Genomic DNA, 25,199 nt, shown 5'->3' with positions numbered 1-25,199 from the left:
CAGTGGGTCTCGGAGCGATCGACCTCAATCTTCTGGTGGCGCTGGAAGCCCTCCTGGAGGAGAAGAACGTCACCCATGCCGGGGTACGGCTCTCCACCAGCCAGTCCGCGATGAGCGGCTCGCTGGCCCGGCTGCGCCGCCACTTCAACGACGAGCTGCTGATCCGGATGGGCCGCGAGTACGAGCTGACGCCGCTCGCGGAGCGGCTGCTGCCCGTCGTCCAGGCCTCCCTGCACAAGGCCGAGGAGGCGCTGTCGCTGACCCGGCACTTCGACCCGTCGCGCAGCCGGCAGCGGTTCTCCGTGGTGATGTCCGACTATGTGATGACGGTGTTCGTGGAGCCGCTGCTGCGGGTCATCGCGCAGGAGGCGCCGGGCGTGCGGATCGACGTGCACCCGATCGTCGACGGCCAGCTGGAGACGGAGACCCATCTGCGCTGTCACGACCTGATGGTGGTGCCGCTCGGCTACCAGCTGCCCGGGGTCAGCGAGGCCGTGATGCACGACCGGTTCGTGTGCATCGTCGACCCGGACCATCCGCGCCTGGTGGACGGGCGGCTCTCGCTGACCGACCTGGCCCAGATGCCGCACGCCGCGTCCGCGATCGGCAAGAGCCTCACGCCCACCGACCGCCAGCTGGAGACCCTCGGCATCGTCCCGAGGGTGCAGGTCAGCACGCCGGGCTTCAGCGTCCTGCCGTTCCTGGTGGCCGGCACGGAACTGGTGGCCCTGGTCCCGGAGCGGCTTGCGCGGCGCTACGAGGGCTTCGCGCGCTGCGCCGTCGTACCGACGCCGTTCCCGGACGTGCCGCTGGTGGAGGCCATGTACTGGCATCACAACCGGCACTCCGACCCGGCGCACCGCTGGCTGCGGGAGACGGTGCGGCGGGTCGGTGCGTCGCTGGACGAACCGGTGATCGCCGGAGTGGATGCCAGCCATGGTGAACACGCGTTTCCGGAGCTGACCGCGGCTACCTAGCGTGGACGGGAAGGAATCCCGTACCCCCAGGAGGAGCCGTGAGCCGTACACGTCTGGCGGGCCGTACCGTCGTCGTCACCGGAGCAGCGCAGGGCCAGGGGGCCGCGGAGGTGACGGCCGCCGCCCGGGAGGGCGCGACGGTGGTCGCGGCCGACGTCCTGGACGAGCCCGGCGAGAAGCTGGCCGCGGCCCTGCGCGCCGAGGGCCTCGATGTGCGTCACCGGCACCTGGACGTGTCCTCGCCGGACGACTGGGCCGGCCTCGCCGACGAGCTGGACGTCGTGCACGGCCTCGTCAACAACGCGGGCATCGCGATGCGTGCGCGCCTGGGCCAGGTGCGACTCGCCGACTGGGAGCGGGCGTTCGCGGTGAACACGACCGGTCCGCTGCTCGGCATCCAGGCGCTCGCTCCGCTGATGCCGGCCGGCTCGTCCATCGTCAACGTCGGTTCGGTGGCCGCCCTGACGGCTCATCACGCGGTCGCGTACACGGCCAGCAAGTGGGCGCTGCGCGGACTGTCGAAGGTGGCCGCGCTGGAGCTGGCGCCGCGGGGGATCCGCACCAACCTGGTGCACCCGGGGTACATCGAGACGCCGTTGATGGCGTCCGCGAACCCGGTGTTCGTGGGGGCGCACCTGGCGATGACACCGCAGGGGCGCCCCGGCCGCGTCGAGGAGGTGGCGCCGCTCGTCGTCTATCTGCTGTCGGACGAGGCGTCGTACGTCAACGGCGCGGAGATCACCGTCGACGGCGGGTACGCGGCGCACGGCGGGGTGATGGCGATCACGAACGCGCTGGACGCGCCGGAGGCCGGCCGCTGAGGCGTTTGCCCGCGTGCCGGCCACCGTGCCGTGCGGTCCTGGCCCTGGCCCCGGCCCTGGCGGCCCTGACCCTGGCCGGACCTCAGCCCCTGAGGTCTTCCAGGGTCGTCCTGGTGTCCGTCTTCAGGTAGCCCGTGACCTCTTCGAGCGTCGGCGGATCCGCGTCGTCGTCGTACGAGGAGTAGTAGGCGCTGTAACTCATCGTGTACGTCACCCAGCCGTCCCGGACGGCGAGCGTCGCGTAGAGGGATCCGCTCGACGAACCGGACGTGGTGTCGTTGCTGACGAGATAGGCCTCGTCGCCTATGCCCGTGACGGATTCCACGTCGTAACCCGAGTGACTGTCGGCGTAGTTCTCCCAGGCCGCGGTGAACTCCGGCCCCGGGTCGGTCTTCTTGTGCAGGTCCAGCTGGGAGTACAGATAGGCGTCCGCGTAGCTGGACGTGGTCTTCTTCAGGCTGATGCTGCACAGGCCCTCGTCGAGGGCGTCGTCCTTGAGGCTGTTGTGCGTCGGGGTGCCGTCGTCGTCCGGGTACTCCTCCTTGAAGGACGAGTAGTCCGTGGAGTTGCACAGGTTCGACGGCGCCGTGTAACCGCGCAGGTCCGGATCGGCTTCGGCGCCGATCAGGAAGACGCCGGCCGCCCAGGCTGCGGAGGCCAGCACCGCGCCGACGGCCGCCCACAGGACGGCCTTCCCCGCACCCCCGCCGCCGCTTCCCGGCGGCGGGCCGACCACGGGGTACGGACCCTGCTGGAGGTACGGGTTGACCGGCTGGGGTTGGGGCTGGGGCTGAGCGGGCTGTCCGACCAGGGTCGGCTGGGCATAGACGCTCGGCTGGCCGACCTGGGTCGCGGGCGCCGCCGGCGGGAAGCCCAACGGCCCGCCGGGGGCCGGCGACTGCGGATTCGGATAGGGGTACGCGCTCGGCTGGGCCGGCGCGTCGGACGGCTGCTCCGGCTGCTGCGGGGGCTGAGGCGGCGTGGACATGACGTGAAGATAATGCAGAAATAGCTGTCAAGTCCCTTGCCGTCACGGATCGTTACCCTCTGGGGATATCTGCGACAGAACCCGGAAGAGGCCAGGACATCCGCCCGGCCTCTCCCGTGTGCGCCGTCGCTCCGGCGCTCCCCCGTGGGTGGTTCCTCCGGCTCGGGACCGGCCCTAGACGGTCGCCGTCCGCACCTGTGCGCCGGCCGTCGCCGCCGCGGTGCTCCTGCGTACCAGCAGCAGCGTGACGAGCGCGCCCAGCAGCGATGCGCAGCCGCAGATCACCACGCCGACGGCCATCCCGTGGCCGAGGGCGGCCTGGGCCGCCGCGCGGGCGCTGTCGCTGCCGGCGTTGACGACCGCGAGGGGTCCGGCGGCCGCCTCCATCCCGGCGTCGGCTCCGCTCAGCTTGCCCACCAGCGCGGCGGACGCGGCGCTCATGGCGACGGTGCTGATGACGGCGGGGCCGAGACCCTGGCCGAACTCGCGCACCAGGCTGGTCGCGCCGCTGGCCATGCCGGTCATGTTGAGCGGTACGGCGTTCACGGCGGCGGAGGTGAGCGAGGAGACCACGCAGATGAAGCCCATGCCGAGCAGCAGCACCGGGCCGATGAAGGCGGCCAGGGAGGTGGTGGTGACGGGCAGGGCGGCGATCCAGAACTGACCGGCGGCCATCGGCAGCAGGCCGCCCATGAGCAGCCAGCGGGGTTCGACGCGGGTGAGCATCCGGCTCAGCACCGGCGCCAGGAGCAGCGGGACCAGCTGGAGGATCACGAACGGCATGCCGGCCCGCAGCGCGCTGAGATGCATGACGGCGCCGAGCCGGATGGAGACGCAGTAGGCGGTGCCGATGAAGCCGAACATGCCGGCCAGCGCGACCACGGCGGCCGCCGCGAACGACGGGATCCTCAGCAGGTCGAGATTGAACATCGGCGACTCGGCGCGCCGCTCCGCGACGACGAAGGCGACGAGCGACACCGCGGCGAGGGTCAGCGAGCCGACGATCGCCGGACTGCTCCAGCCGCGTTCGCCGCCCTCGATGATGCCCCAGAGCAGGGCGGTGAGGCCGACGGCGACGGTGATCTGGCCGGGCCAGTCGAGGGCGCGGCCCTCGGGCGCCTTCGAGTCGGTGACGAGGACCCGGCTGGTGACGGCGACGACCAGACCGAGGACGACGGGGGGCACGAACGCCCAGCGGAAGTCGGCGACCGTGGCGAGCACACCGGAGGACAGCGGGCCCAGGGCCGAGGCGAGGGAGATGCTGAGCGCCCAGGTGGACACGGCCCTGGCCCGTTCCTTCTCACCGGGGGTGGCGGCCGCGATCACGGCGAGGGAGCTGGGGAAGAGCGCGGCGGCGCCGACGCCCGCCAGGGCCTGACCGATCCAGAGCATGCCGATGTTCTGCGCGGTGGCGTTGAGGAGTTCACCGAGCGCGAGAACCAGCCCGCCGAGCACCAGCAGGCGTTTGCGGCCGAAGAGGTCGCCCACCACCCCGAAATTCAGCTCGAGAATGGCGGTGGGGAGAATGAACGCCGAGGTGACCCAGGCGACCTGGGAACCCGAGGCGCCGAATGCGGCCTGGATTTCTCCGTTGATGGGCGAGGGAACCGTAATGCACAACTGTGCCGCGGCGACCGCCAGACAGCATGCTATGAGCGTTCCACGGTCGAGTCTTTTCACAGCGGACGTCAAGGACGTCGAATCCGTCATCGCGCGTTCCCTCACTCTGCGTTCTTCTCCATGAGTTCGATGAGATTTCCCTCGGGGTCACTGACCCAGGCCATACGGACGCCGGGTTCGGGCGACGGCCCGGGTTTTCTGACCTCGCCCGCTCCGCGCGCCACGAGGGCGTCGTAGACGGGGTCGAGTTCGGGGGTGGTGACCGCGAAGTGGCCGTATCCCTCGGTGAGGACGGCGGTCACCGGATCGGGGGCCCTGAGGCCCGGGGCGGATCCGGGGCGGGCGAGGAGTTCGAGGCGCCAGCCGTGCGGATGTTCCAGGACGACCCCGGCCAGGCCGGTGCCGTCGAGGCGGAACTCGAAGACGCTCTCCAGCCCGAAGGCGTCCCGGTACCAGGAGGTCTGGGCGGCGAGGTCGCGGACGTTGACGCCGACGTGGTCGAGCCGGGCGCGCATGCCGGGTCAGCCCGCCATCGCGCTGTCGCCGCCGTCCACCATGAGGTCGGCGCCGTTGACGAAGGCGGCCTCGTCGCTGCAGAGGAAGGCCGCGACGCGGGCGATGTCCTCCGGCTCGGCGATCCGGCCGACGGGGATCCTCGCCTCCAGCTGGGCCTTCGGCCCCTCGGGGTCGTCGAGGAAGGGCGCGGTGGCCGAGGTGCGGGTCATGCCGGGGGCGATGGTGTTGACCCGGATGCGGTGCGGGGCGCCGGCCGCGCAGAGGTGCTTGCTCATGGCCAGCACACCGCCCTTGGCGGCGCCGTGCGGCACCATCGGCAGGAACGGCGCGCCGCGTACGGCGGCCACCGAGGCGACGTTGAGGACGGCGCCGCCGCCCCGGGCGACCAGGTGCGGCCAGGCGGCGCGGGTGCACAGGTACGGGATGTCGAGTTCGTTGCGGAGGGTGAAGTACCAGTCCTCGACCGGCTGCGTGTCGAAGGGTCCGTTCCGCAGCGCGGAGGCGTTGTTGTAAAGAATGTCCATTCCGCCGTAGGCCGAGATTCCGGCCTCGATCCACTCTTTCGCACCCGCCTCGGTGGACAGGTCCACGGGGGCGTGGGAGCGCATGACTCCCCCGGCCTTCTCCACGAGCCGGACGGTTTCCGCCGCGCCGTCGGCGTCGATGTCGCAGCCGAATACGCTCGCTCCTTCCGCCGCGAACAGCAGCGCCGCCGCACGCCCTATTCCGGCTCCCGTGCCGCTGATGAAGGCGATTTTCCCCGCCAGTCGACCCATGATTGCCCAAGTCCCTTGTTCAGCCGCCCAAGTGCGGTGGTGGCAGCGTAGGGAGAGCCTTTCGCCGGAACAAGAAATGCGTCGGCCCGGGGGCATCGGGGGTTCGTATGGCTGGTATGCGGCGACGACGGACGCCAGGGTTCACCACCGGGTGCGCAGCACGTCCGCGGAGCCCTTCGGGTGGGTGAGGTTGCCGTTGCGCGGCCGCCGGGAAGTGGATCGGGCCGGCGCCGAGCCACTGCCCTGCTCTGCCGGGGCGCGGCGGGGCGGCGCGGGGCATGACGCGGTGAGGTGTGACGCGGTGCGGTCTGACGCGGTGCGGTGCGGGGAACAACCATCGCCATGGGCGCGTTGACCCCATCGGGACCGACCGGCGTGCTACAGTGCCGGTAGCACTTGTGTACGCCCCGTTTGCGGGCGCCGGTGCCATTTCCCTTCAGTTCACCGCGTCACCCGTCGTTTCCGACCGGTACAGCGGCTTTCCCGCACCACTTCGCCGACGGTTCTGTTCTGCCGTGGCCGAGGTGCTGTTCCCGCCACCCGAGGCGCGCCGTGCGCCCTCCCTTCGTGGCTGCTCCCCCCCATCTCCGCATGCCTCATGCCTTCCGTCCTCGAAAGGACCGACCACCATGACCACCACTCTCGAACACCCCCCTGTACAGCAGCAGCCTCCGGCCCGGGTCGCCGCCGGTGTCCTCGACATCGACGCGAGCGGGAAGGGGCAGTTGCGCCCCGCGGACTGCCTGCCCACGCCCGCCGACCTCCAGGTCCCGGCCGCGCTGATCCGCCGTCACGGCCTGCGCAAGGGAGACCTCGTGGAAGGGGTCCGCGGTACCCAGCGCGCCCTGACCGAGGTCGCCCGTGTCAACGGCCGTACGCCCGAGGAGCCGCGCGCTCGCCGGCACTTCCGCGACCTCACCCCCGTCCACCCCTACGAGCGGCTCCGCCTGGAACACCCGGCGGCCGGCCTCGCCGGACGGGTCACGGATCTCGTCGCGCCGATCGGCAAGGGCCAGCGCGGACTGATCGTCGCCCCGCCGAAGACGGGCAAGACCGTGCTGCTCCAGCAGATCGCCGCCGCCGTCGCCGGCAACCATCCCGGAGCGCGGCTGATGGTCGTCCTGCTCGACGAGCGGCCCGAGGAGGTCACCGACATGCGGCGCTCCGTGCGCGGCGAGGTGTACGCCTCGACGTTCGACCGGGCGCCCCGGCAGCACATCGCGCTGGCCGAACTCGTCATCGAGCGGGCCAAGCGACTTGTCGAGGCGGGTGAGGACGTCGTGATCCTCCTCGACTCACTGACCCGGCTGTGCCGGGCCCACAACAACGCGGCCGCCGCCGGGGGCCGCACCCTCAGCGGCGGTGTCGACGCGACCGCACTGATCGGCCCCAAGCGGTTCTTCGGCGCCGCACGGGCGGCCGAGGAGGGCGGCTCGCTCACCGTCCTCGCCACCGCCCTGGTCGAAACGGGCTCCCGCGCCGACGACTTCTACTTCGAGGAGCTGAAGAGCACCGGCAACATGGAACTCCGCCTCGACCGCGAACCGGCCTCCCGGCGGGTCTTCCCGGCCGTCGACATCAACGGCTCCGGCACCCGGCGCGAGGAACTCCTCTACTCCCCCGGCGAGTTGACCGCCGTGCGCGGTCTGCGCCGGGCCCTGCAGACCCGGGACGGCCAGGCCAACCTGGAGACGCTCCTGGAGCGGATGCGCGAGACCCCGGACAACACGTCCTTTCTGCGCCGCATCCAGCCGACGCTGCCCGCCGCGTAGGGCGGAGCGTGCGGCATCCGGGTGCACGCACACCCGTGTCCGGCACGGGCAGCGCGGGGAACGCCGGGTTCGTTCCTACGTTGTTCGTATGACGATCGGATTCTCTTCCCGGGCCGCTGCGACGGCCTGCGCGTTCTGTGTGGCGGGCGTCCTCGCCCTCGGCCCCGCCGCGGCCGCCGCCCCGGCCGGCGCGGACCCCGGAACGCCCGGTGGACCGGGTGGACCGGGTGGACCGGGTGGCCCCCGGGTGACCGCGCCGCGGCCGTCCGTGCTCTACCGCTCCGGGACGCAGGTCAGACCCCACCGTGGCGCCCCCGAGGTCCCCGACGTCTCGGCGCTGTCCTGGCTGGTCTCCGACGCGCGGACGGGTGAGGTGCTCGCCGCGTCGAACGCCCACCGCAGACTGCCGCCGGCCAGCACCCTCAAGACCCTGTTCGCCCTCACGGTCCTGCCTGCCCTGCCCGCCGAGATCCGGCACCGGGTGAGCGAGGAGGAACTCATGGGCATCGGACCGGGCAGCAGCCTCGTCGGGGTCGCCGAGGGGCACACGTACCGGGTCGCCGACCTGTGGCGCGGAGTGTTCCTCAACTCCGGCAACGACGCCGTGCACGTACTGGCGGCCCTCAACGGCGGCTGGCACGCCACGGCCACCGGGATGCAGGCCAAGGCGCGCTCCCTGGGCGCCCTGGACACCCACGTGGTGTCGCCCGACGGATACGACGCTCCGGGTCAGGTGTCCTCGGCGTACGACCTGGCGGTGTTCGGGCGGGCGGGGCTGCGCAACGCGGACTTCGCGCGGTACTGCGCCACGGTGGAGGCGAGCTTCCCCGGGGACGGGGACTGGTCGTACGGGATCGCCAACACCAACCGGCTGCTGACCGGGGCGGACGGTGTCGAGCCGTACCCGGGGCTGATCGGGATCAAGAACGGCTACACCAGCAACGCGGGCAACACCCTGGTCGTCGCCGCCCGCCAGGGCGGACGCACCCTCGTCGTGACGGTGATGAACCCTCAGGCGGGCGGCGGGTTCGAGGTCTACGAAGAGGCGCGCGAGCTGCTGGACTGGGGGTTCGCGGCCGCCGGGCGGGTCGATCCGGTGGGCTCGCTGGACGCGCTGCGGGCCCGCCCCCGTCCGCGGCCGGGCCCCGGGCCGGATGCGGAGTCCGAGCCGGTGCCGACCGGGACGCCGGCCCCGGCCGGAGCCGATGCCGATGCCGGAGCCGGAGCCGCGGCCGGAGGGACGGTCACCGTCGCCTTCGCCAGAGCTCCCGGCTGGTCGGAGGCGGCGCTGATCGCGGGAGCCGGCGCGCTGGGCGGGGCCGCCGTGGCGCTCGTGCTGCGACTCATCGGCCGCCGTCCTGCGGGGAGATGACCGACGGGCAGCCACACCAGCAGGCCGAGCGTGATCCAGGTGTAGATGTTGCTGCCGAGGAAGCCGTCGACGCCTGACGCGTCGTCGAACCACAGCCACACCACGCTGGTGCACAGCACCGCGTACAGGGCGCCGGCGACGCGTGGGCGCCCCGCGCGGATCAGCACCGCGAAGGACGGCAGCAGCCACACCAGGTGGTGCACCCACGTCACGGGGCTGACCAGACAGGCGGTGAGGCCGGTGAGGGCGAAGGCCGCCTGCCAGTCCCCCGCGGCGACCGCCCGCCGGGCCCGCCACGCCCACCAGCCCAGCGCCGCCAGGACCAGCACCGCCCAGACCGCCCGGCTCTCCACACCCAGCCGTGCCAGGACACCCTGGAGCGACTGGTTGGAGACGTAGTCGAGCCTGCCCACCCGGGTCGTGTCCCACAGGGCCCGCGTCCAGTAGAAGCGCGAGGCGTCCGGGGCGACCAGGGCCGCGAGGGCGGTGGCGGCCGCCGCCACGGCCGTGGCCACCGCGGCCGCCCGCCACCGGCGGGCGACCAGCAGCAGGCCGATGAACAGCGCGGGCGTGAGCTTGACGGCCGCCGCCAGGCCGATGCCCACCCCGGCCCACCGGGTCCGCCCGGACGCCAGCAGCCCGGCGTCGACGAGCACCAGGGCCAGCAGCAGCAGGTTGACCTGGCCGAAGCTGAAGGTGTCGCGCAGCGGTTCGAACAGCGCGAGAACGCACACGGCGAGACCGGCTCCGTACCAGCCGTACCGCCGCCACCGGGGTCCGACGCACATCCGCACGGCGAACGCCAGCGCCGCCAGGTTGAGCAGCAGGGCGGCCACGATCGCGGCGCGCAGCCCGACCAGTGCCATCGGCAGCATGACGACGGCCGCGAACGGCGGGTAGGTGAAGCCGTACGGAGTGCCCGGCACCCGATAGTCGTAGACCCGGCCGCCGCCGTGGATCCAGTGGTCGACGGTGCCGTAATAGACGCGCAGGTCGAACCAGTCGCGCAGCAGCGGCACCGTCGCGGTGAAGACGGTGACGGCGGTGGCGAGCGCGACGAGCAGCAGCAGACGGCCACGGTCCGTGCGGGGCGCTATCGCCCCTCGGATCTCACCGGGTCTCACGCCGTGCGCCCCAGGGCGGTCGGTGTCCGGTCCGCGAGGCGGGCCTGCCACAGGACGACCACGGCGAGCGCGCCGCCGGAGACGGCCAGGACCAGGCGGCCCGTGTCGGCGGGGTTCCCGTCGGGCAGGACGGCGAGGGCGAGAACGACCGCCACGGCGGCCGTCCGGTGGCGGGTCAGGGTGTCGGGGGCCGCCGCGGCGATGAGGAACAGACCCCACAGCGCGTACCAGGGGCGGATCGCCGGGCCGAACGCGGCCACGGTGGCGAGGCTCAGGCCGAGCGCGTACACCGGGCGCAGGCGCAGGCGCCACCAGATGGCGACGAGGGCGACGGCGGTGACCACGAGGCCCAGGGCGTGCCAGACGGGCACCGCCAGGGGCGCGAGGTCGCTGCCCAGGCCCTCCAGGAGCGCGCGGGTGGCACGGCCCAGCAGGCTGGTGAGCGCCCAGTTGTGCGCGGAGACGGGCGTGTCCAGGGCGGCTATCCAGCCGTAGCCGGTACCCGCGACGGCGGTCGCCGCGACCGTGGTGGCGGCCGTCGCGGCCCCCGTGCCCAGCAGGACCGGGACGGGGCGCCGGCCCGCGCGCAGGGACAGCACCACGATGGCGACGAGTCCCAGCGCGGCGGGCGCCTTGACCAGGGCGGCCAGCGTGACCAGGACGGCCCCGAGCACCGGGCGCCGGCCGAGCGCGGCCACCAGTCCGACACCGAGCAGGCCCAGCATGATCGCGTCGTTGTGGGCGCCGGCCACCAGATGCAGCAGCACCAGGGGGTTCAGCGCGCCGAGCCAGAGCGCGGCGGCCGGGTCGGCTCCGCTGTGCCGGGCGAGGCGGGGCAGGGCGGCCGTCATCAGCGCCACCCCCGCCAGCGCGACGCACCGCATGCCGAGCAGCCCGGCGGAGAGGGCGCCCCGGGTCAGTGCGGACAGGGCGGCTGCGACGGCGAGGAAGACCGGGCCGTACGGGGCTCCGGTGTTCCGCCACAACGGGGCTACCTCGTCGGCGAGCGGACCGCCGAGCCGGGCCGGACCGTGCGCGTACACGTCGAGGTGGGCGTCCACCATGGCGCCCTGGGCCAGATAGCTGTACACGTCCCGGCTGAACAGCGGCGGCGCGATCAGCAGCGGCGCCGCCCAGACGACGAGGACCAGGACGAGGGCGCGGGGGCTCGGTGGATCCGCGCCGCGCACCAGAGTGCCCAGCAGGATCCAGGCCGCGGTCAGCAGCACGAGCCCGAAGTACACGCCGACCAGGCCGAGCACGGCGTGCGCCGAGGACGGCGCCAGGATTTCCCGGGCGGGCAGCGCGCCGGCCGTCTCGCCGCCGAGCGCGAGACAGGCCGTGCCGGCCAGGCCCAGAACCTGGCAGCGACGGAGATCGACGGGGAAAGCCTTGGCCAGCACTCCGTCATGGTGTCGGCCCCGGGTGACCGCAGAGCGACATCGGGTCTGCCTGGCGGCGGCCTGCGCGTGACCGACGTGTGGGACGAGGGAGACGAGGGCCGTGGCGCCGGGCTCCGCGCGCGGGCGGTCGCCCGGGCCGAGCCGCGGGCTCAGAACACCGACAGGCCGGTCAGGGTCGTGAAGCGGTCCAGGGCGGCGACTCCCGCCACCGAGTTGCCCCGTTCGTCCAGACCCGGGCTCCACACGCACAGCGTGCAGCGGCCGGGTACGACGGCGATGATGCCGCCGCCCACGCCGCTCTTGCCGGGCAGGCCGACCCGGTAGGCGAAGTCGCCGGCCGCGTCGTAGGTGCCGCAGGTCAGCATCACCGCGTTGACCTGCTTGGCCTGGCTGCCGGTGAGCAGCCGGGTGCCGTCGGCGCGGACGCCGTGCCGGGCGAGGAATCCGGTGGCCAGGGCGAGGTCGGCGCAGGAGGCGGTGAGGGAGCACTGCCGGAAGTACTGGTCGAGGAGGACCGGCACCGGGTTGTCGATGTTGCCGTAGGACGCCATGAAGTGGGCGAGGGCGGCGTTGCGGTCGCCGTGCGCGGCCTCCGAGGCGGCGATCTCCTCGTCGAAGCCGAGCGTGGCGTTGCCGCTCTCCGCACGCAGGAAGCCGAGGAGTTCGGTCGCCGCGTCCCCCGTACGGGTCTGGAGCCGGTCGGTGACGACCAGCGCGCCCGCGTTGATGAAGGGGTTGCGCGGGATGCCGTTCTCGTACTCCAGCTGGACCAGGGAGTTGAAGGGGTTGCCCGAGGGTTCGCGGCCCACGTGCTCCCAGAGTTCGTCGCCCTCGCGGGCCAGGTCCAGGGCGAGGGTGAAGACCTTGGTGAGGGACTGCGTGGAGAACGGCACCCGCCAGTCCCCCACGCCGTACACCGTGCCGTCCGGCTCCGCGACGGCCATGCCGAAGCGGCGCGGGTCGCAGACCGCGAGCGCCGGGATGTAGTCGGCGGGGCGGCCCCGGCCCGGGGTGCGTTCCATCTCCTCGGCGATGCGGTCCAGGACCGGCTGGAAGGCACGGGACGGCGTCGTTGTCATGATCACTATTGTGCCTCCGTACCGGTCCTGGCGCGTCGTCGCAGGTGACGGATGTCAGACGAGGGGTGCTCCGCTGCCCGCCAGGACCTCGGGGCGCAGCAGGGCGGCGAGCCGCTCGGCGGGCAGCAGGCCCTTCTCCAGGACGAGTTCGGCGACGCCGCGGCCGGTGACGAGTGCCTCCTTGGCGATGTCGGTGGCCGCCGTGTACCCGATGTGCGGGTTGAGGGCGGTGACCAGGCCGATGGAGTTCTCGACGCTCGCGCGCAGCACCTCGGTGTTGGCGGTGATGCCGTCCACGCAGCGCTCGGCGAGGGTGAGGCAGGCGGCGCGCAGATGGGTGATGGACTCGGACAGGGAGTGCAGGATGATCGGCTCGAAGGCGTTGAGCTGGAGCTGTCCGGCCTCGGCGGCCATCGTGATGGTGACGTCGTTGCCGATCACCTCGAAGGCGACCTGGTTGACGACCTCGGGGATCACCGGGTTGACCTTGCCCGGCATGATGGACGAACCGGCCTGCACGGGCGGCAGGTTGATCTCGCCGAGGCCGGCGCGCGGCCCGGAGGACAGCAGCCGCAGATCGTTGCAGCTCTTGGAGAGCTTGACGGCGACGCGCTTGAGCACGCCGGACATCTGGACGAACGCGCCGCAGTCCTGGGTGGCTTCGACCAGGTTGGCCGCGGTGACCAGCGGCAGCCCGGTGATCTCGGCGAGGTGGCGGCGGGCGGCCTCGGCGTATCCGGCGGGGGCGTTGAGGCCGGTCCCGATGGCCGTGGCCCCCAGGTTGATCTCATGGATCAACTGGACGGCCTCGTCAAGACGGTTGCGGTCCTCGTCGATCATGACGGCATAGGCCGAGAACTCTTGACCGAGCGTCATCGGCACCGCGTCCTGCAACTGTGTACGGCCCATCTTGAGCACGTCACGGAACTCGACGGCCTTACGGGCGAACGCGTCCTGCAGTACGGACATCGCCTTGAGCAGTCCACGTACCGCGAAGACCGTCGCTATCTTGACGGCCGTCGGGTAGACGTCGTTGGTCGACTGCCCGAGGTTGACGTCCTCGTTGGGGTGCAGGTACCGGTACTCCCCCTTCGCGTGCCCCAGCAGCTCCAGCGCGCGGTTGGCGACGACCTCGTTGGCGTTCATGTTGGTCGAGGTGCCCGCGCCGCCCTGGACGACGTCGACGACGAACTGGTCGTGCAGCTTCCCCGCGCGGATCTCACGGCAGGCGGCGACGATGGCGGCCGTCTTGTCCGGCGCGAGCAGGCCGAGCTCCTCGTTGGCGAGGGCGGCGGCCTCCTTGACGGCGGCGAGGGCGTCGATGAGATGCGGGTAGGCGGAGATCGGCGTCCCGGTGATGGGGAAGTTCTCCGTGGCGCGCAGGGTGTGGACGCCCCAGTACGCGTCGGCCGGGACGTCCCGGTCTCCGAGCAGGTCGTGTTCGCTGCGGGTGACGGCGGCGGTCATGAGGGTGCGGCCTCTTTCCGAGGGTGAGGGTGCGGGTGCGGGTGCGGGTGAGCGGCGGGCGGCGCGGAGGGGGTGGGGGCGCCGGCTCGGGCGGTACGGGGTGACGTCCGCCCGAGCCGGTCGGGCACCGGTCCGGTGGTGACCGGACCGGCGGTTTCGGGGGCCGGGCGCGGGGGCCCGGCCGCGACGCGGGACCGCGCGCGGGGATCCGGCGGTGCGCCGGCGACCACTGGGCGGGGATCCTGCGACGCGCCGGTGACCACCGCGCACACTCGGTGGTCACCGGAGTCCGTCAGGCGCAGGCGCGCACGGTGACCGGGTCCAGCGCGCGGACCGGGCGGACGCAGCCGACCGGTACGCCGCCGCCGAGGAGGGGCTCGCCCGCGAACGCGGTGAGGAGGGCGGGATCCACCCCGGCCCGGACGAGGGCGGCCGCGGTGACCGGGACGCGGGCGCGGTTCGCGCCGTCGGAGATCTTGACGGCGACGGCCCGGCCGTCCGGGAGCGCGGCGACCTCGACGCCCTCGAAGCCGTCCTTCGCCAGCAGGCCGGGGACGGCGCGCATCAGAGCGGCGACGTCCCGGCCGGAGCCGGACGCCATCTCGGCGTGCTCGCGCATCGCGTCGGCCACCCGCGCCTCGGGGGTGCCGGGCGCCGAGGTGGTGACCCGGGCGGCGGCCCGGGCGAGGCCGTGCAGGGAGACCGAGAACAGGGGGGCGCCGCAGCCGTCGACGGTGACCGCTGCGATCCGCTGTCCGGTGAGGTCCTCGACGATCTCGGCGATCGCCTGCTGGAGCGGGTGCCGCGGGTCGAGATAGTCGTCCAGGGACCAGCCGTTGAGCGTGCACGTGTACAGCATGGCCGCGTGCTTGCCGGAGCAGTTCTGGGCCAGTCGGGAGGGCTCTCGGCCCTCCCGTGTCCACGCGTCGCGGACCGCCGGGTCGTAGGGCAGGTCGGGGACGTTGCGCAGGCCGTCCTCCGGGACGCCCGCCAGTTCGAGGATCCGCCGGGTCCCGGCGAGGTGGCGTTCCTCGCCGGAGTGGCTGGCGGCGGCGAGTGAGAGCAGCTCGCCGTCGAGGGGCAGTCCGGCCCGGACCATGGCGACGGCCTGGACGGGCTTGAGCGCCGAGCGCGGGTAGAAGGCGGCCTCGATGTCACCGAGCTGGAGCTCGATCTCACCGCCCGCGCCGAGGACGACGACGGAGCCGTAGTGGATGCCCTCGGTCACCCCGCCGCGGACGAGGTGGGCGACGGGCGTGTGGAGGGGTTCGCGGATCGCGGGGGCGTCGGCTAGGGAACTGCTGTACATCACTGCCTGCATCACTGGTGGGTGGTAGGCGGCCGGCGACGGGGTCACGCGTCGGCCTTGGACGAGGTACGGGCGAGGTTGCGGCGGATGGCGTACCACCCGGCGACCAAAGCCGCGACGATCAGCGGCAGGCACAGCACGGTGGTGCGTCCTGCGCCGCCGTCGGCGTACATGAGGACCAGGACCGAGGCGAGGAAGAACAGCGTCACGAGTTCGGTCCAGGGAGAGCCCGGCAGCCGGTAGCTCGGCCGGGTCAGCTCGCCCTTCTGGGTCTTCTGCCAGAAGAGCAGGTGACAGATCATGATCATGCCCCAGGTGGAGAGGATGCCGATCGCCGCGAAGTTCAGCACGATCTCGAAGGCGTCCGCCGGGACCACGAAGTTGAGGCCGACGCCCAGCACACAGATACCGCTGGTGAGCAGGATGCCGCCGTACGGGACCTGACTGCGGCTCATCACGCCGGTGAACTTCGGCGCGGAGCCGGACATCGCCATGGAGCGCAGGATGCGGCCGGTGGAGTACAGGCCGGAGTTGAGCGAGGACATGGCCGCGGTGAGGACGACGAGGTTCATCACCCCGCCCGCCGCGGGGATGCCGATGTTGGCGAGGACCGTCACGAAGGGGCTCTCGCCGGACGTGTACTTGTTCCACGGCAACAGCATCGACAGCAGGACCACCGAGCCGACGTAGAACAGACCCACGCGCCACATGATCGAGTTGATCGCCTTCGGCATGATCTTCTCGGGGTTCTCGGTCTCACCGGCGGCCACGCCGACCAGCTCGACCGAGGCGTAGGCGAAGACGACGCCCTGGATGATCAGCAGCATGGGCAGCAGGCCGCTCGGGAACACACCGCCGTTGTCGGCGATGAGGGACGGGCCGGGGGTGGCGCCGTCCACCGGGTGCTGGGTGACCAGCAGGTAGATGCCGATGCACATGAAGATCACCAGCGCGCTGACCTTGACGATGGCGAACCAGAACTAGAGTTCGCCGAAGATCTTCACCGAGATCAGGTTCACGGTGAGGACCACGGCCAGGGCGATGAGCGCGATCACCCACTGGGGTATGTCGGAGAACATGCCCCAGTAGTGGGTGTAGGTGGCCACCGCGGTGATGTCGGCGATGCCGGTGGTGGCCCAGTTCAGGAAGTACATCCAGCCGGCCGTGTACGCGCCCTTCTCGCCCATGAACTCGCGGGCGTAGGACACGAAGGCGCCGGACGACGGCCGGTACAGGACGAGTTCACCGAGGGCGCGCACCACGAGGAAGGCGAAGACTCCGCAGACCGCGTAGGCGATGAAGAGGGACGGGCCGGCGTCGGCGAGGCGGCCGCCGGCGCCGAGGAAGAGCCCGGTGCCGATGGCTCCGCCGATGGCGATCATGTTGACGTGGCGGGACTTCAGCGACTTGCTGTAGCCCTCGTCTCCGGCGTCGACGTGACGGGTCGAGGGGCGCGTCTCGTCTTTGAGGTGCTGGTCGCTCACGCCGCGGGTCCGCCTTCCAGGGGAGTGTCCGTGCGCGGGGCGCGCACGATGTCGGTGAGGGTCGTCTCGACGCGGTCGAGGTGGTGACTCATCGCCTCCACCGCGTCGGGCTCGGAACCGTCGATCAGCGCCTCGACGATCGCCCGGTGCTCGCGGTTGGACTGCTCGCGCCGTCCGCCCAGCTCGTTGAGGAAGGCCGACTGACGCGCCAGTGCGTCCCGGATCTCCTCGATGACCCGGCGGAACACCGGGTTCTGGGCGGCCTCGGCGACGGCCAGGTGGAAGAGGGTGTCCATCGCGACCCACGCGGTGGTGTCCGTCTCCCGCTCCATGCGGTCGAGCAGATGGGCCAGGTGGTCCAGGTTCTCCGGGGTGCGGCGCAGCGCCGCGTACCCGGCGACCGGGACCTCGACGTGCCGGCGCACCTCGAGCAGGTCACTGGCCGCGTAGTCGCCGAAGGTGGGGTCCTCCACGGTGTTCGCGATCACAAATGTGCCTTTGCCCGTCTTGGCGACGGTCAGGCCCATCGTCTGGAGGGCGCGCAGGGCTTCCCGCAGGACGGGCCGCGACACCTCGAGGGTGCGGCAGAGCTCCGCCTCGGAAGGGAGCTTGTCACCGATGCCGTATCGGCCGCGCTCGATGGCGCCGCGGAGGTGGGTGAGTACCGCTTCCATCGCGCTGATGCGCCGCGGTCCCTCCCCACCTGTCTGGCTGTCTGACAGGTTCACGGGAGTGATACTCCGGGTGCGCTGCCGCCGCTGTCAAGACGCGTCCTGAAACAGAAAATTCAGGGGGCGGGGAGCCTGAAAGGCACCTTCCCGCCCCCTGAGGGGATTCCGAGGGGATTCTGCGACCGGCCGCCGACCGACTGCCGACCGCCCGCCGACCGGCCGCCGGGCCGGCTGTCGACCGGCGACAAGGGCCCGGTCAGCTGTCGAGGACTCCGCCCGCCAGCAGCCCGAACAGTGCCACGCCGACGACGAGCCGGTAGATGACGAACGCGTTGAAGGAGTGCTTGGCGACGAACTTCAGCAGCCAGGCGATCGACGCGTAGGCGACCACGAAGGACACCGCCGTGCCGACGGCCAGGGGCGCCGCGCCGGCGCCCGTGCCCAGCGCGTCCTTCAGCTCGTAGATACCGGCGCCGGTCAGGGCGGGGATGCCGAGGAAGAACGACAGCCGGGTGGCGGCCACCCGGTCCAGGTCCAGCATGAGCGCGGTGGACATGGTGGCGCCGGAGCGGGAGAAGCCGGGGAAGAGCAGGGCGAGGATCTGGGAGCTGCCGACCAGCATCGCGTCCTTGAACGAGGTGTCGTCCTCGCCGCGTTTGTGGCGGCCCATCTGGTCGGCCGCCCACATCACGCCGCTGCCGACGATCAGCGAGCCGGCGACCACCCACAGCGAGGCCAGCGGCCCCTCGATGAGCGGCTTGGCGGCGAGGCCCACGACGACGATGGGGATCGTCGCGTAGATCACCCACCAGGCGAACTTGTAGTCGTGCTGGTGACGCTCCTCACGGTTGCGGAGCCCGCGGAACCAGGCCGAGACGATCCGCACGATGTCCTTGCGGAAGTACACGAGCACGGCGGCGATCGCCCCGACCTGGATGACGGCCGAGAACCCGACGACGGCGTCGTCGTCGACCGGGATGCCCATCAGGCCCTCGGTGATCTTCAGATGGCCGGTGGAGGAGACGGGGAGGAACTCGGTCACTCCCTCGACGGCTCCGAGGACGACGGCTTGGCCGACGGAGATGGCGCTCATGGAATCCAGTTCTGAGGAGACGAATCGGTCGACAGCGTTGTAGACGCTCCGGTGTCGTACACAGTCCTACCAGGCGCGGTACCGGCCGGACCGCCTATGACCACGCCCACTGGCCGGCCGCGACGCCGGCGAACGCGGCCCCGAGACCCACCACCACGCTCGCGACGGCGTTGGCGGCGGCGTAGAGGCCCGCGCCGGTCTCGGTCAGCCGCAGTGTCTCGTACGAGAACGTCGAGTACGTCGTCAGCGCTCCGCAGAATCCCGTCCCCAGGAACAACCGCAGGTCGGAACCGACGGCGGCGGCGCCGGTCAGGGTGCCCAGGATCAGGCAGCCGCTGATGTTGACGACGAAGGTGCCCCAGGGGAACAGCGAGTCGCGCCGGGCCTGCACCGCGCGGTCGGTCAGGTAGCGGAGCGGGGCGCCGATCATGCCGCCGACGACGACCACCAGCCAGTTCACAACGACTTCTTACCCTTCATGTCCGGATCGTCCTGGTTCCCGACCCGGCTCCCGTCCTGGTTCCCGGCCCGGCTTCTGCCTCGGCCGACGTACCGGATGACCTCGCAGGGATCGAGGGTGACCATGCCCTCCGTGACCAGCTCGTCGAGCTCGGGCAGGAAGGCCCGCACCCGCTCCTCGGTGTCCACCACGACGATCGCGACCGGCAGGTCCTCGCTGAGCGAGAGCAGCCGGGAGGTGTGGATCAGCGAGGAGGCGCCGAAGCCCTCGATGCCGCGGAAGACGCTGGCGCCCGCGAGACCGGCCGCGTGGGCACGGTGCACGATCTCCGTGTACAGCGGCTTGCGGTGCCAGGTGTCGTTCTCGCCGACGAACACGGTGAGTCGCAGGGCACTGCCGGTCAGTCTCGTCATCGCTGCCTCCACCGGAGAACGTGGCGGGTCGCCGTGGCCGCCAGCCAGACCACGAGGAGCGCCGCGCACAGGGTCGCGGCGAGATAGGCCAGGGCCGTGCCGGGACGGTCCTCGCCGAACAGCTGCCGGATGTCGACGGCGTACGTCGAGAAGGTGGTGAACCCGCCCAGCACACCGGTGCCGAAGAACGGCCGCACCAGCCGGTGGGTGGTCACCGCCTCGGTGACCACCACCAGGAAGACGCCGATCACCGCGCAGCCGACGACGTTCACCCAGAAGGTCGTCCAGGGGAATCCGCCGGTCTGCGTGGGCCACAGGAGGGAAGCCGCGTAGCGGGCGGCGGCCCCGATGCCGCCGCCGACGGCCACCACGGCGACCACCGGGAGCTGATTCGTCCCGGTGGCCCCGCGCGCTGCGCCGGTACGGAGGCTCCCGGCCTCCGGAGCTGTCATGTCGTACGTCTCCTGCCCCGGCCGGAGCATCCCGTCTCGTCGGAGTGATCACGACCGGGCATCAGCGTAACGCCGTCTCACTTGGTCAGGGGCGCCTCGCAGACCGCGATGCCCCGCTCCCAGAGGCTGCCCAGGACCAGTCGGCCGCCGGTCTCGCAGACGCTGGTGACCATGCGGAAGCCGGAGCGGCGGTGGGTGAGGTGGTGCACGATCCGGCCGTCGTCGTCGACCGCCAGCACCCCCGCCGTGCCCGACGGACGGTACGGCGCCTTCAGGGCGAGGCGGGCGGCGCGGCGGCGTACGGCGGGGCCCGCGCGATGCAGGAGGTCGAGCGGGGGGACGCTCGGGCCGGCCAGCGCCACCCAGACCGGGCCGTCGGGCGCGCCGCGCCACAGGTTGTCCGGGAACCCCGGCAGCCGCTCGACGAGGGGCTCGGCCAGGCCGGCCCGGGGGCCGGTGAGCTGGTAGCGGGTGAGGCGGCGGGCGCCGGTCTCGGCGACGATCAGGAAGGAGTCGTCGGCGCCGCGCGCGAGACCGTTGGCGAACTGGAGTCCCTCCAGGGCCACTTCGGCCTCGCGGGCGCCGGGTTCCAGCCGCAGCAGGCGGCCGGTGCCGGTGTGTTCGACGAGGTCGCCCATCCAGTCCCGTAAGGGGTGGACCCGACTGGACACGGTGAAGTAGACGGTGCCGTCGGGCAGCGCGACGACGTTGCTGCAGAAGCGCAGCCGCTCCCCCGCCGCCGACTCGGTCAGGACGCGGACGTTTCCGGTGCGGCCCTCGGGGTCGACGCGCAGCAGCGCGCCGTCGGCGCAGCACACCAACAGGTCGCCGTCCGGGAGGACTTCGAGGCCGAGCGGCCGGCCGCCGATCTCGGCGATGTGCTCGACACGAGCCGCGGGCGGGTCGTCCAGACCGTCGACACGCAGGATCCGCCCGTCCGACACCCCGGTCAGCACCCGCCCTCTGGCGTCGGCGACGACGTCTTCGGGGCCGTGCCCGGGGAGAGTGATGTACCTGAGGGGGACGAGAGGCGTCCGACGGTCCATATGGGCCGCCCTTCCTTGAGGAGGCGGCCATCCTCGCAGGCGGGCACGGCGGGGACAGGTCGTGGCCGTGGTCTTTTGCCGGGCCTTTCCGGAGGGTGGACCCTCCGTCCTCTGCCGCCCCTTCCCGAAGTCCCCTACCACCCCTTCTCGAACATCCGCGCCACTTCGGCGATGCGCATCTCGTCACGCCGGTAGTAGGTGCGGCGCCTGATGCGCTTGGCGCGCAGCAGACCGATGCCGGCGAGCAGGCTGAGGTGGGTGCCGGCCACCTGCCGGCGCACACCCAGTTTCGCCGCGACGACGTCCGCCGTGACGCCGTCCTCGACGAGGTCGCCGTGCCGCTGCGGCGGGAAGTGCCGGGCCGGCTCCTTCAGCCACTCCAGGATTTCCAGTCGCCTCTCACCCACGGGAGTCCTCAGCATCGTCGTCCCCTCCGTCCCTGCGGTCGCGCTCCCTCGGTACCGCGTCTCCCCACTGTTCCGCAGCCGGGGCCGCCGTGTCCCGCACTCCGCAAGCCTTGGCCGGGATCGAACACCCTTGCCACACAAGGGTGTTCGGACGAGTCGCCGGGGAGACGGGCAGGGGCCCGGCCGCGCGGTGCGGCCGGGCCCCTGCTTACGGAGAGGGAGGGCGGATCAGCGGTGGCTGAACCACGACATGGAGGACAGGGCCTTGTCGTCGTAGCCGAACAGGGCCTGGTTCTCCCAGCCGTTGCCGGAGCCGGCGTCGGTCGGATCCCAGCCGTTGCCGGTGACGGCGGTCCAGGTGGACTCCCAGTAGAAGACGCCGAGTCCACGGCCGTTCGGAACGGCCTCCACGATGCTCGCCACGTCGTTCATCCACCGGGTCTGGCCGGCGACGGTCGCCGGGTAGCCGGACACCAGCTCGCTCGAGAGGTCGATGATGTTCTCGGTCGAGTCCTCGCTGTCCAGCCGGAAGGGGTACGCCGTCTCGGCGACGTACACCGGCTTGGCGTAGCGGGAGGCGGCGTCGTCGAGGGTGGTCTGGAAGTCGGCGAGCGTGCCGTGCCAGTACCCGTAGTACGACAGGCCGATGACGTCGAACTTCACCCCGTTGGAGACGGCGCTGTCGAACCACCAGCGGGTGCCGGCCAGGTCACCGCCCTTGGCGAGGTGCAGCGCCACGGTCGTCCCGGAGTTGACCGCCTTGACGGCGTCGTAGCCGGAGTTGAGCAGTCCGGCGAGCTGCGACCAGTTGGCGGTGGAGCCCGTGGACCACAGCATGCCGCCGTTGATCTCGTTGCCGACCTGCACCATGTCCGCGGTGGTGCCCTGCGCCTTGAGGGCGTTGAGGACGTCGTAGGTGTGGTTGTAGACGTCCGTCTTCAGCTGGCTGTAGGAGTGCCCGGCCCACGCGGCGGGCACGGTCTGCGCCCCCGGGTCGGCCCAGGTGTCCGAGTAGTGGAAGTCCACCAGGAGCTTCGTGCCCTGCGCCTTGATGCGCTTGGCCGCCGCCAGGACCCGCGCCTTGTTGTTGTAGCCGTCGGCGGGGTTCACCCAGACCTTCAGGCGCGCGTAGTTCTGTCCGGCGTTCTTCAGGACGGCGAGCGCGTCCTGGGTGGTGCCGGAACTGTTCTTGTAGACGCCGCCGAGTGCCTCGCTCTTGATGAGCGACGACACGTCCGATCCCTTGATGGACAGGCCGGTGGAGCCCGACGTGAAGGTCAGGTCGTCGACGTTGATCCAGTTTCCGGCGTTGGCGTCGGAGTTGACGCTGATGGTGCACTGGTTGTTCGTCACCGCGATGGAGGTGACGATGCGGATCCAGCCGCTGGAGGAGACCGGGATGGCGGTGCGCTGCTCGGCGCTGCCGCAGTTCTTCAGCGCGAGGTACGCGGAGTTCTGGCCGCCGCCGGAGCGCACCCAGGCGGTGAGCTTGTAGGTGCCGTTGGTGAGCCCGGACAGGTACTGGTACGTCTCGACCTTGTAGGCGGAGGCCGAGTAGTGCGAGAGGCGGTAACTGCCCGCGTGGCCACCGGACTCGGTGAAGGAGGCGGCGGTCTGCCCGGCCGCCGAGTACGTGGACCAGCCGGACGGCGTCGCGGTGCCGGCGCCGTCGGTCTCGAAGCCGCCGTTGGTGAGCGTGGTGGCCGCCTGCGCGGTCTGCGCGGGCAGGACGGTGAGAGCGAGTCCTGCGGCGAGTGGCAGCAGCAGGGTTCTGAGCGTGCGTCTGGGATGGAACATCGTCGTCCGTCGTCCCTTCGACGTGATGGATGGGGTTCCCTCGTGGGGTGAGGGGCCCCCTCCGCCCGCGGCTCGCGGCTCCACGGGCGGAGGGGGAGTCGGCTCAGCCGTCGAGTCGCACGACCCGCACGGCTCCCGCCGGGACCGCGAGGCGGCCCGCGGCGCGTTCGCCCGTCAGCAGTTCGGTGCCGGGGGTGTCCAGCGGCACCTTGGCGTCGGTGGCGGTGTGGTTGATCGCGAAGAGGTAACTGCCCGTCTCGCCGGAGCGGCGCACGACCTCCACGTCGTACGGCAGGTCGGCGCGCGGGGCGATCGCCGCGTCTTCGGCGGCCCGGGCGAGCAGCGCGTCCAGGCCCTCGCGGCCGAGGCGGGTGGAGACGTACCAGGCGGTGCCCTCGCCGTGCCGGTGCCGGGTGACGGCGGGGTGGCCCGCGGTGAGGCCGTCGGCGTAGCTCCAGACGGTCTCGGCGCCGCGCGGCACCACGAACTCCGTCCACACGTCGCCGGTGAGCTCACCGCCGTCGGGGCCGGTGACGCGCACGCTCCCGCCCTGGAGCAGCGGCGAGAACTCCTCGACCGTCAGGCCCAGTACGTCCCTCAGCGCGCCGGGGTAGGCGCCCTCGTGGACGGCGTCGTGCTCGTCGACGATGCCGGAGAAGTACGACACGACCACGGTGCCGCCGTTCGCGACGTACTCCGTGAGGTTGTTCCCGGCCGCTTCCGTCATCAGGTACAGGGCGGGCACCACGACCAGCGGGTAGGGCGAGAGGTCGGCCTCGGGGTGGGCGAAGTCGACGGTGAGGTGGCGGTCGAAGAGGGCCTCGTAGAAGGCGTCGGCGCGCTCTCGCGGGTCGGCGTCCTCGCTGGGCCGCCAGCCGAGGTTCTGCGCCCACCAGGAGTGCCAGTCCCACAGGACCGCCACGTCGGCCTCGGTGCGGGTGCCGCGGATCGTGCCCAGCGAGTCGAGGGAGGCGCCGAGTTCGACGACCTCGCGCCACACGCGGGTGTCGGTGCCGCCGTGCGGGACCATCGCCGAGTGGAACTTCTCGGCGCCGCGCCGGGACTGCCGCCACTGGAAGAACATGGCGCCCTCGGAGCCGCGGGCCACGTGGCCGAGGGAGTTGCGGGCCATCTGGCCGGGGGCCTTGGCGGGGTTGCGGGGCTGCCAGTTGACGCCCGAGGTGGAGTGCTCCAGGAGGATCCAGGGGGCGCCGCCGGCGACGGAGCGGGTGAGGTCCGCGGCCATAGCCAGGTTGACGTGGGTGCGGCGGCCGTCGGTGATCAGGTAGTGGTCGTTGGTGACGATGTCGACCTCGCGGCCCCAGGCCCAGTAGTCGACGGAGTCGCACTGGCTGAGGGCGGTCATGAAGTTGGTCGTCACCGGGACGCCGGGCGCGAGGCGGTGCAGGATGTCGCGCTCCGCGCGGAAGTTCTCGCGCATGGTGGCGTCGGCGAACCGCTTGTAGTCCAGCGCCTGCCCCGGGTTTCCGACGGTCGGGGTGGCGCGCGGCGGGTTGACGTCCTCGAAGCTCGCGTAGCGCTGGCCCCAGAAGGCGGTGCCCCAGGCCTCGTTGACCGCGTCGACCGTGCCGTACGTCGTCTCCAGCCAGCGGCGGAAGTGGGCGGCGCAGGAGTCGCAGTAGCAGGCGGAGACGGGCACGCCGTACTCGTTGTGCACGTGCCACATCGCCAGCGCGGGGTGGTCGCCGTAGCGCTCGGCGAGGCGCGTGGTGATGTTCGCCGCGGCGGCGCGGTAGTCCGCGTTGCTGTGACAGATCGCGGCGCGGGAGCCGAACTCGTAGCGCGTGCCCTCGGGGGTCACGGGCAGCGCCTCGGGGTGCTCACGGTAGAACCAGACCGGCGGCGCGACGGTGGGGGTGCCCAGGTCGACGCGGATGCCGTTGTCGTGCAGCAGGTCGATGACGCGGTCCAGCCAGCCGAAGTCGTACGCGCCGGGCGAGGGCTCCAGCAGGGCCCAGGAGAAGATCCCGACGCTCACCATGGTGACGCCGGCCTCGCGCATCAGCCGGACGTCGTCCTGCCAGACGCTTTCCGGCCACTGCTCGGGGTTGTAGTCCCCACCGAAGGCGAGCCTGGTGAGGCCCTTGGGGTTGGTCTCCGGCATGGATGTCTCCCGTTTAATCGATCATTT

The 25,199-nt window shown here is 71.8% G+C and carries 21 protein-coding genes and 2 pseudogenes; 4 read left to right on the top strand and 19 right to left on the bottom strand.

Going from position 1 to position 25,199, the window contains the following annotated elements; genetic code table 11:
• Positions 1 to 2: 2 nt before the first annotated feature.
• Positions 3 to 977 carry a LysR family transcriptional regulator gene (locus ABT070_RS07150; RefSeq protein WP_351755837.1) on the top strand — a complete coding sequence of 325 codons (975 nt, stop codon included), beginning with the start codon at positions 3 to 5 and terminating at the stop codon, positions 975 to 977.
• A 38-nt stretch (positions 978 to 1,015) separates the two neighbouring features.
• The gene (locus ABT070_RS07145; RefSeq protein WP_351755834.1) at positions 1,016 to 1,798 is read left to right on the top strand and encodes an SDR family NAD(P)-dependent oxidoreductase; all 783 of its coding nucleotides are present in this window, start codon (positions 1,016 to 1,018) and stop codon (positions 1,796 to 1,798) included.
• Positions 1,799 to 1,880: 82 nt separating this feature from the next.
• On the opposite strand, the gene ABT070_RS07140 is transcribed toward ABT070_RS07145, so the two are convergent.
• The 4 genes from ABT070_RS07140 to ABT070_RS07125 all read right to left on the bottom strand — a co-directional run bounded on the left by ABT070_RS07140 (position 1,881) and on the right by ABT070_RS07125 (position 5,698).
• A complete protein-coding gene (locus ABT070_RS07140) occupies positions 1,881 to 2,786 on the bottom strand; it encodes a hypothetical protein (RefSeq protein WP_351755832.1) in 906 nt (301 codons plus the stop codon).
• Positions 2,787 to 2,960: 174 nt separating this feature from the next.
• Entirely contained in the window at positions 2,961 to 4,496 is a 1,536-nt protein-coding gene (locus ABT070_RS07135; RefSeq protein ID WP_351755829.1) for an MFS transporter, read from the bottom strand.
• 11 nt (positions 4,497 to 4,507) lie between these two features.
• Positions 4,508 to 4,921, bottom strand: a complete 414-nt coding sequence (locus tag ABT070_RS07130) for a VOC family protein (RefSeq protein WP_351755827.1) — start codon at positions 4,919 to 4,921, stop codon at positions 4,508 to 4,510.
• Positions 4,922 to 4,927: 6 nt separating this feature from the next.
• On the bottom strand, positions 4,928 to 5,698 hold the full coding sequence (locus ABT070_RS07125) for an SDR family NAD(P)-dependent oxidoreductase (RefSeq protein ID WP_351755824.1): 771 nt from the start codon (positions 5,696 to 5,698) through the stop codon (positions 4,928 to 4,930).
• Between the two features lie 629 nt (positions 5,699 to 6,327).
• On the opposite strand from ABT070_RS07125, the gene rho reads away from it, so the two are divergent.
• Entirely contained in the window at positions 6,328 to 7,470 is a 1,143-nt protein-coding gene (gene rho, locus ABT070_RS07120) for a transcription termination factor Rho (RefSeq protein WP_351755822.1), read from the top strand.
• A gap of 88 nt (positions 7,471 to 7,558) precedes the next feature.
• Positions 7,559 to 8,470, top strand: a pseudogene (locus ABT070_RS07115) (D-alanyl-D-alanine carboxypeptidase family protein); the annotation flags it as partial.
• Between the two features lie 35 nt (positions 8,471 to 8,505).
• Here ABT070_RS07115 and ABT070_RS07110 read toward each other — a convergent pair.
• The 15 genes and pseudogenes from ABT070_RS07110 to ABT070_RS07040 form a co-directional block, all read right to left on the bottom strand.
• Positions 8,506 to 9,966: a glycosyltransferase 87 family protein gene (locus ABT070_RS07110; protein WP_351755819.1), complete on the bottom strand. Its 1,461-nt coding sequence runs from the start codon at positions 9,964 to 9,966 to the stop codon at positions 8,506 to 8,508.
• Positions 9,963 to 11,369 carry a polyprenol phosphomannose-dependent alpha 1,6 mannosyltransferase MptB gene (gene mptB / locus ABT070_RS07105; protein ID WP_351755817.1) on the bottom strand — a complete coding sequence of 469 codons (1,407 nt, stop codon included), beginning with the start codon at positions 11,367 to 11,369 and terminating at the stop codon, positions 9,963 to 9,965. Before mptB ends, ABT070_RS07110 begins: the two co-directional genes overlap by 4 nt.
• Before the next feature lie 149 nt (positions 11,370 to 11,518).
• Positions 11,519 to 12,448, bottom strand: a complete 930-nt coding sequence (locus ABT070_RS07100) for a glutaminase (RefSeq protein ID WP_351755814.1) — start codon at positions 12,446 to 12,448, stop codon at positions 11,519 to 11,521.
• Between the two features lie 54 nt (positions 12,449 to 12,502).
• A complete protein-coding gene (gene aspA / locus ABT070_RS07095; protein ID WP_351755811.1) occupies positions 12,503 to 13,915 on the bottom strand; it encodes an aspartate ammonia-lyase in 1,413 nt (470 codons plus the stop codon).
• A 292-nt stretch (positions 13,916 to 14,207) separates the two neighbouring features.
• Entirely contained in the window at positions 14,208 to 15,224 is a 1,017-nt protein-coding gene (locus ABT070_RS07090) for an asparaginase (protein ID WP_351756021.1), read from the bottom strand.
• Between the two features lie 44 nt (positions 15,225 to 15,268).
• Positions 15,269 to 16,708, bottom strand: a pseudogene (locus tag ABT070_RS07085) (amino acid permease).
• Positions 16,705 to 17,382: a FadR/GntR family transcriptional regulator gene (locus ABT070_RS07080; RefSeq protein WP_351756018.1), complete on the bottom strand. Its 678-nt coding sequence runs from the start codon at positions 17,380 to 17,382 to the stop codon at positions 16,705 to 16,707. Before ABT070_RS07080 ends, ABT070_RS07085 begins: the two are co-directional and overlap by 4 nt.
• Before the next feature lie 253 nt (positions 17,383 to 17,635).
• Positions 17,636 to 18,472 carry an undecaprenyl-diphosphate phosphatase gene (locus ABT070_RS07075; protein WP_351755808.1) on the bottom strand — a complete coding sequence of 279 codons (837 nt, stop codon included), beginning with the start codon at positions 18,470 to 18,472 and terminating at the stop codon, positions 17,636 to 17,638.
• 94 nt (positions 18,473 to 18,566) lie between these two features.
• A complete protein-coding gene (gene crcB / locus ABT070_RS07070) occupies positions 18,567 to 18,932 on the bottom strand; it encodes a fluoride efflux transporter CrcB (protein WP_351755805.1) in 366 nt (121 codons plus the stop codon).
• A complete protein-coding gene (locus tag ABT070_RS07065; RefSeq protein WP_351755803.1) occupies positions 18,929 to 19,345 on the bottom strand; it encodes a DUF190 domain-containing protein in 417 nt (138 codons plus the stop codon). Before ABT070_RS07065 ends, crcB (ABT070_RS07070) begins: the two co-directional genes overlap by 4 nt.
• Positions 19,342 to 19,797: a fluoride efflux transporter CrcB gene (gene crcB / locus ABT070_RS07060; protein ID WP_351755801.1), complete on the bottom strand. Its 456-nt coding sequence runs from the start codon at positions 19,795 to 19,797 to the stop codon at positions 19,342 to 19,344. The genes ABT070_RS07065 and crcB (ABT070_RS07060) overlap by 4 nt, the downstream gene beginning before the upstream one ends.
• A gap of 77 nt (positions 19,798 to 19,874) precedes the next feature.
• The gene (locus ABT070_RS07055; protein ID WP_351755799.1) at positions 19,875 to 20,843 is read right to left on the bottom strand and encodes an SMP-30/gluconolactonase/LRE family protein; all 969 of its coding nucleotides are present in this window, start codon (positions 20,841 to 20,843) and stop codon (positions 19,875 to 19,877) included.
• A 134-nt stretch (positions 20,844 to 20,977) separates the two neighbouring features.
• Complete coding sequence (locus ABT070_RS07050; protein ID WP_351755796.1) at positions 20,978 to 21,265, bottom strand: ArsR family transcriptional regulator; 288 nt, start codon at positions 21,263 to 21,265, stop codon at positions 20,978 to 20,980.
• 213 nt (positions 21,266 to 21,478) lie between these two features.
• The gene (locus tag ABT070_RS07045; protein ID WP_351755795.1) at positions 21,479 to 23,047 is read right to left on the bottom strand and encodes a glycoside hydrolase family 53 protein; all 1,569 of its coding nucleotides are present in this window, start codon (positions 23,045 to 23,047) and stop codon (positions 21,479 to 21,481) included.
• A gap of 103 nt (positions 23,048 to 23,150) precedes the next feature.
• The gene (locus ABT070_RS07040; RefSeq protein ID WP_351755793.1) at positions 23,151 to 25,172 is read right to left on the bottom strand and encodes a beta-galactosidase; all 2,022 of its coding nucleotides are present in this window, start codon (positions 25,170 to 25,172) and stop codon (positions 23,151 to 23,153) included.
• Positions 25,173 to 25,199 lie beyond the last annotated feature (27 nt).

The organism is Streptomyces sp. NPDC002884 (assembly GCF_040295245.1).
Taxonomy (GTDB): Bacteria; Actinomycetota; Actinomycetes; order Streptomycetales; family Streptomycetaceae; genus Streptomyces.
This window is presented reverse-complemented; position numbering and strand designations above follow the sequence as displayed.

What these genes read in the sequence shown, in the direction of transcription:
- crcB (WP_351755801.1), bottom strand. Translation starts at nt 19,797, where the DNA reads ATGACAGCTCCGGAGGCCGGGAGCCTCCGTACCGGCGCAGCGCGCGGG.
- ABT070_RS07065 (WP_351755803.1), bottom strand. Translation starts at nt 19,345, where the DNA reads ATGACGAGACTGACCGGCAGTGCCCTGCGACTCACCGTGTTCGTCGGC.
- ABT070_RS07050 (WP_351755796.1), bottom strand. Translation starts at nt 21,265, where the DNA reads ATGCTGAGGACTCCCGTGGGTGAGAGGCGACTGGAAATCCTGGAGTGG.
- ABT070_RS07040 (WP_351755793.1), bottom strand. Translation starts at nt 25,172, where the DNA reads ATGCCGGAGACCAACCCCAAGGGCCTCACCAGGCTCGCCTTCGGTGGG.
- ABT070_RS07140 (WP_351755832.1), bottom strand. Translation starts at nt 2,786, where the DNA reads ATGTCCACGCCGCCTCAGCCCCCGCAGCAGCCGGAGCAGCCGTCCGAC.
- ABT070_RS07045 (WP_351755795.1), bottom strand. Translation starts at nt 23,047, where the DNA reads ATGTTCCATCCCAGACGCACGCTCAGAACCCTGCTGCTGCCACTCGCC.
- ABT070_RS07055 (WP_351755799.1), bottom strand. Translation starts at nt 20,843, where the DNA reads ATGGACCGTCGGACGCCTCTCGTCCCCCTCAGGTACATCACTCTCCCC.
- aspA (WP_351755811.1), bottom strand. Translation starts at nt 13,915, where the DNA reads ATGACCGCCGCCGTCACCCGCAGCGAACACGACCTGCTCGGAGACCGG.
- ABT070_RS07100 (WP_351755814.1), bottom strand. Translation starts at nt 12,448, where the DNA reads ATGACAACGACGCCGTCCCGTGCCTTCCAGCCGGTCCTGGACCGCATC.
- ABT070_RS07125 (WP_351755824.1), bottom strand. Translation starts at nt 5,698, where the DNA reads ATGGGTCGACTGGCGGGGAAAATCGCCTTCATCAGCGGCACGGGAGCC.
- ABT070_RS07080 (WP_351756018.1), bottom strand. Translation starts at nt 17,382, where the DNA reads ATGGAAGCGGTACTCACCCACCTCCGCGGCGCCATCGAGCGCGGCCGA.
- rho (WP_351755822.1), top strand. Translation starts at nt 6,328, where the DNA reads ATGACCACCACTCTCGAACACCCCCCTGTACAGCAGCAGCCTCCGGCC.
- ABT070_RS07135 (WP_351755829.1), bottom strand. Translation starts at nt 4,496, where the DNA reads ATGACGGATTCGACGTCCTTGACGTCCGCTGTGAAAAGACTCGACCGT.
- ABT070_RS07130 (WP_351755827.1), bottom strand. Translation starts at nt 4,921, where the DNA reads ATGCGCGCCCGGCTCGACCACGTCGGCGTCAACGTCCGCGACCTCGCC.
- ABT070_RS07090 (WP_351756021.1), bottom strand. Translation starts at nt 15,224, where the DNA reads ATGTACAGCAGTTCCCTAGCCGACGCCCCCGCGATCCGCGAACCCCTC.
- ABT070_RS07075 (WP_351755808.1), bottom strand. Translation starts at nt 18,472, where the DNA reads ATGAGCGCCATCTCCGTCGGCCAAGCCGTCGTCCTCGGAGCCGTCGAG.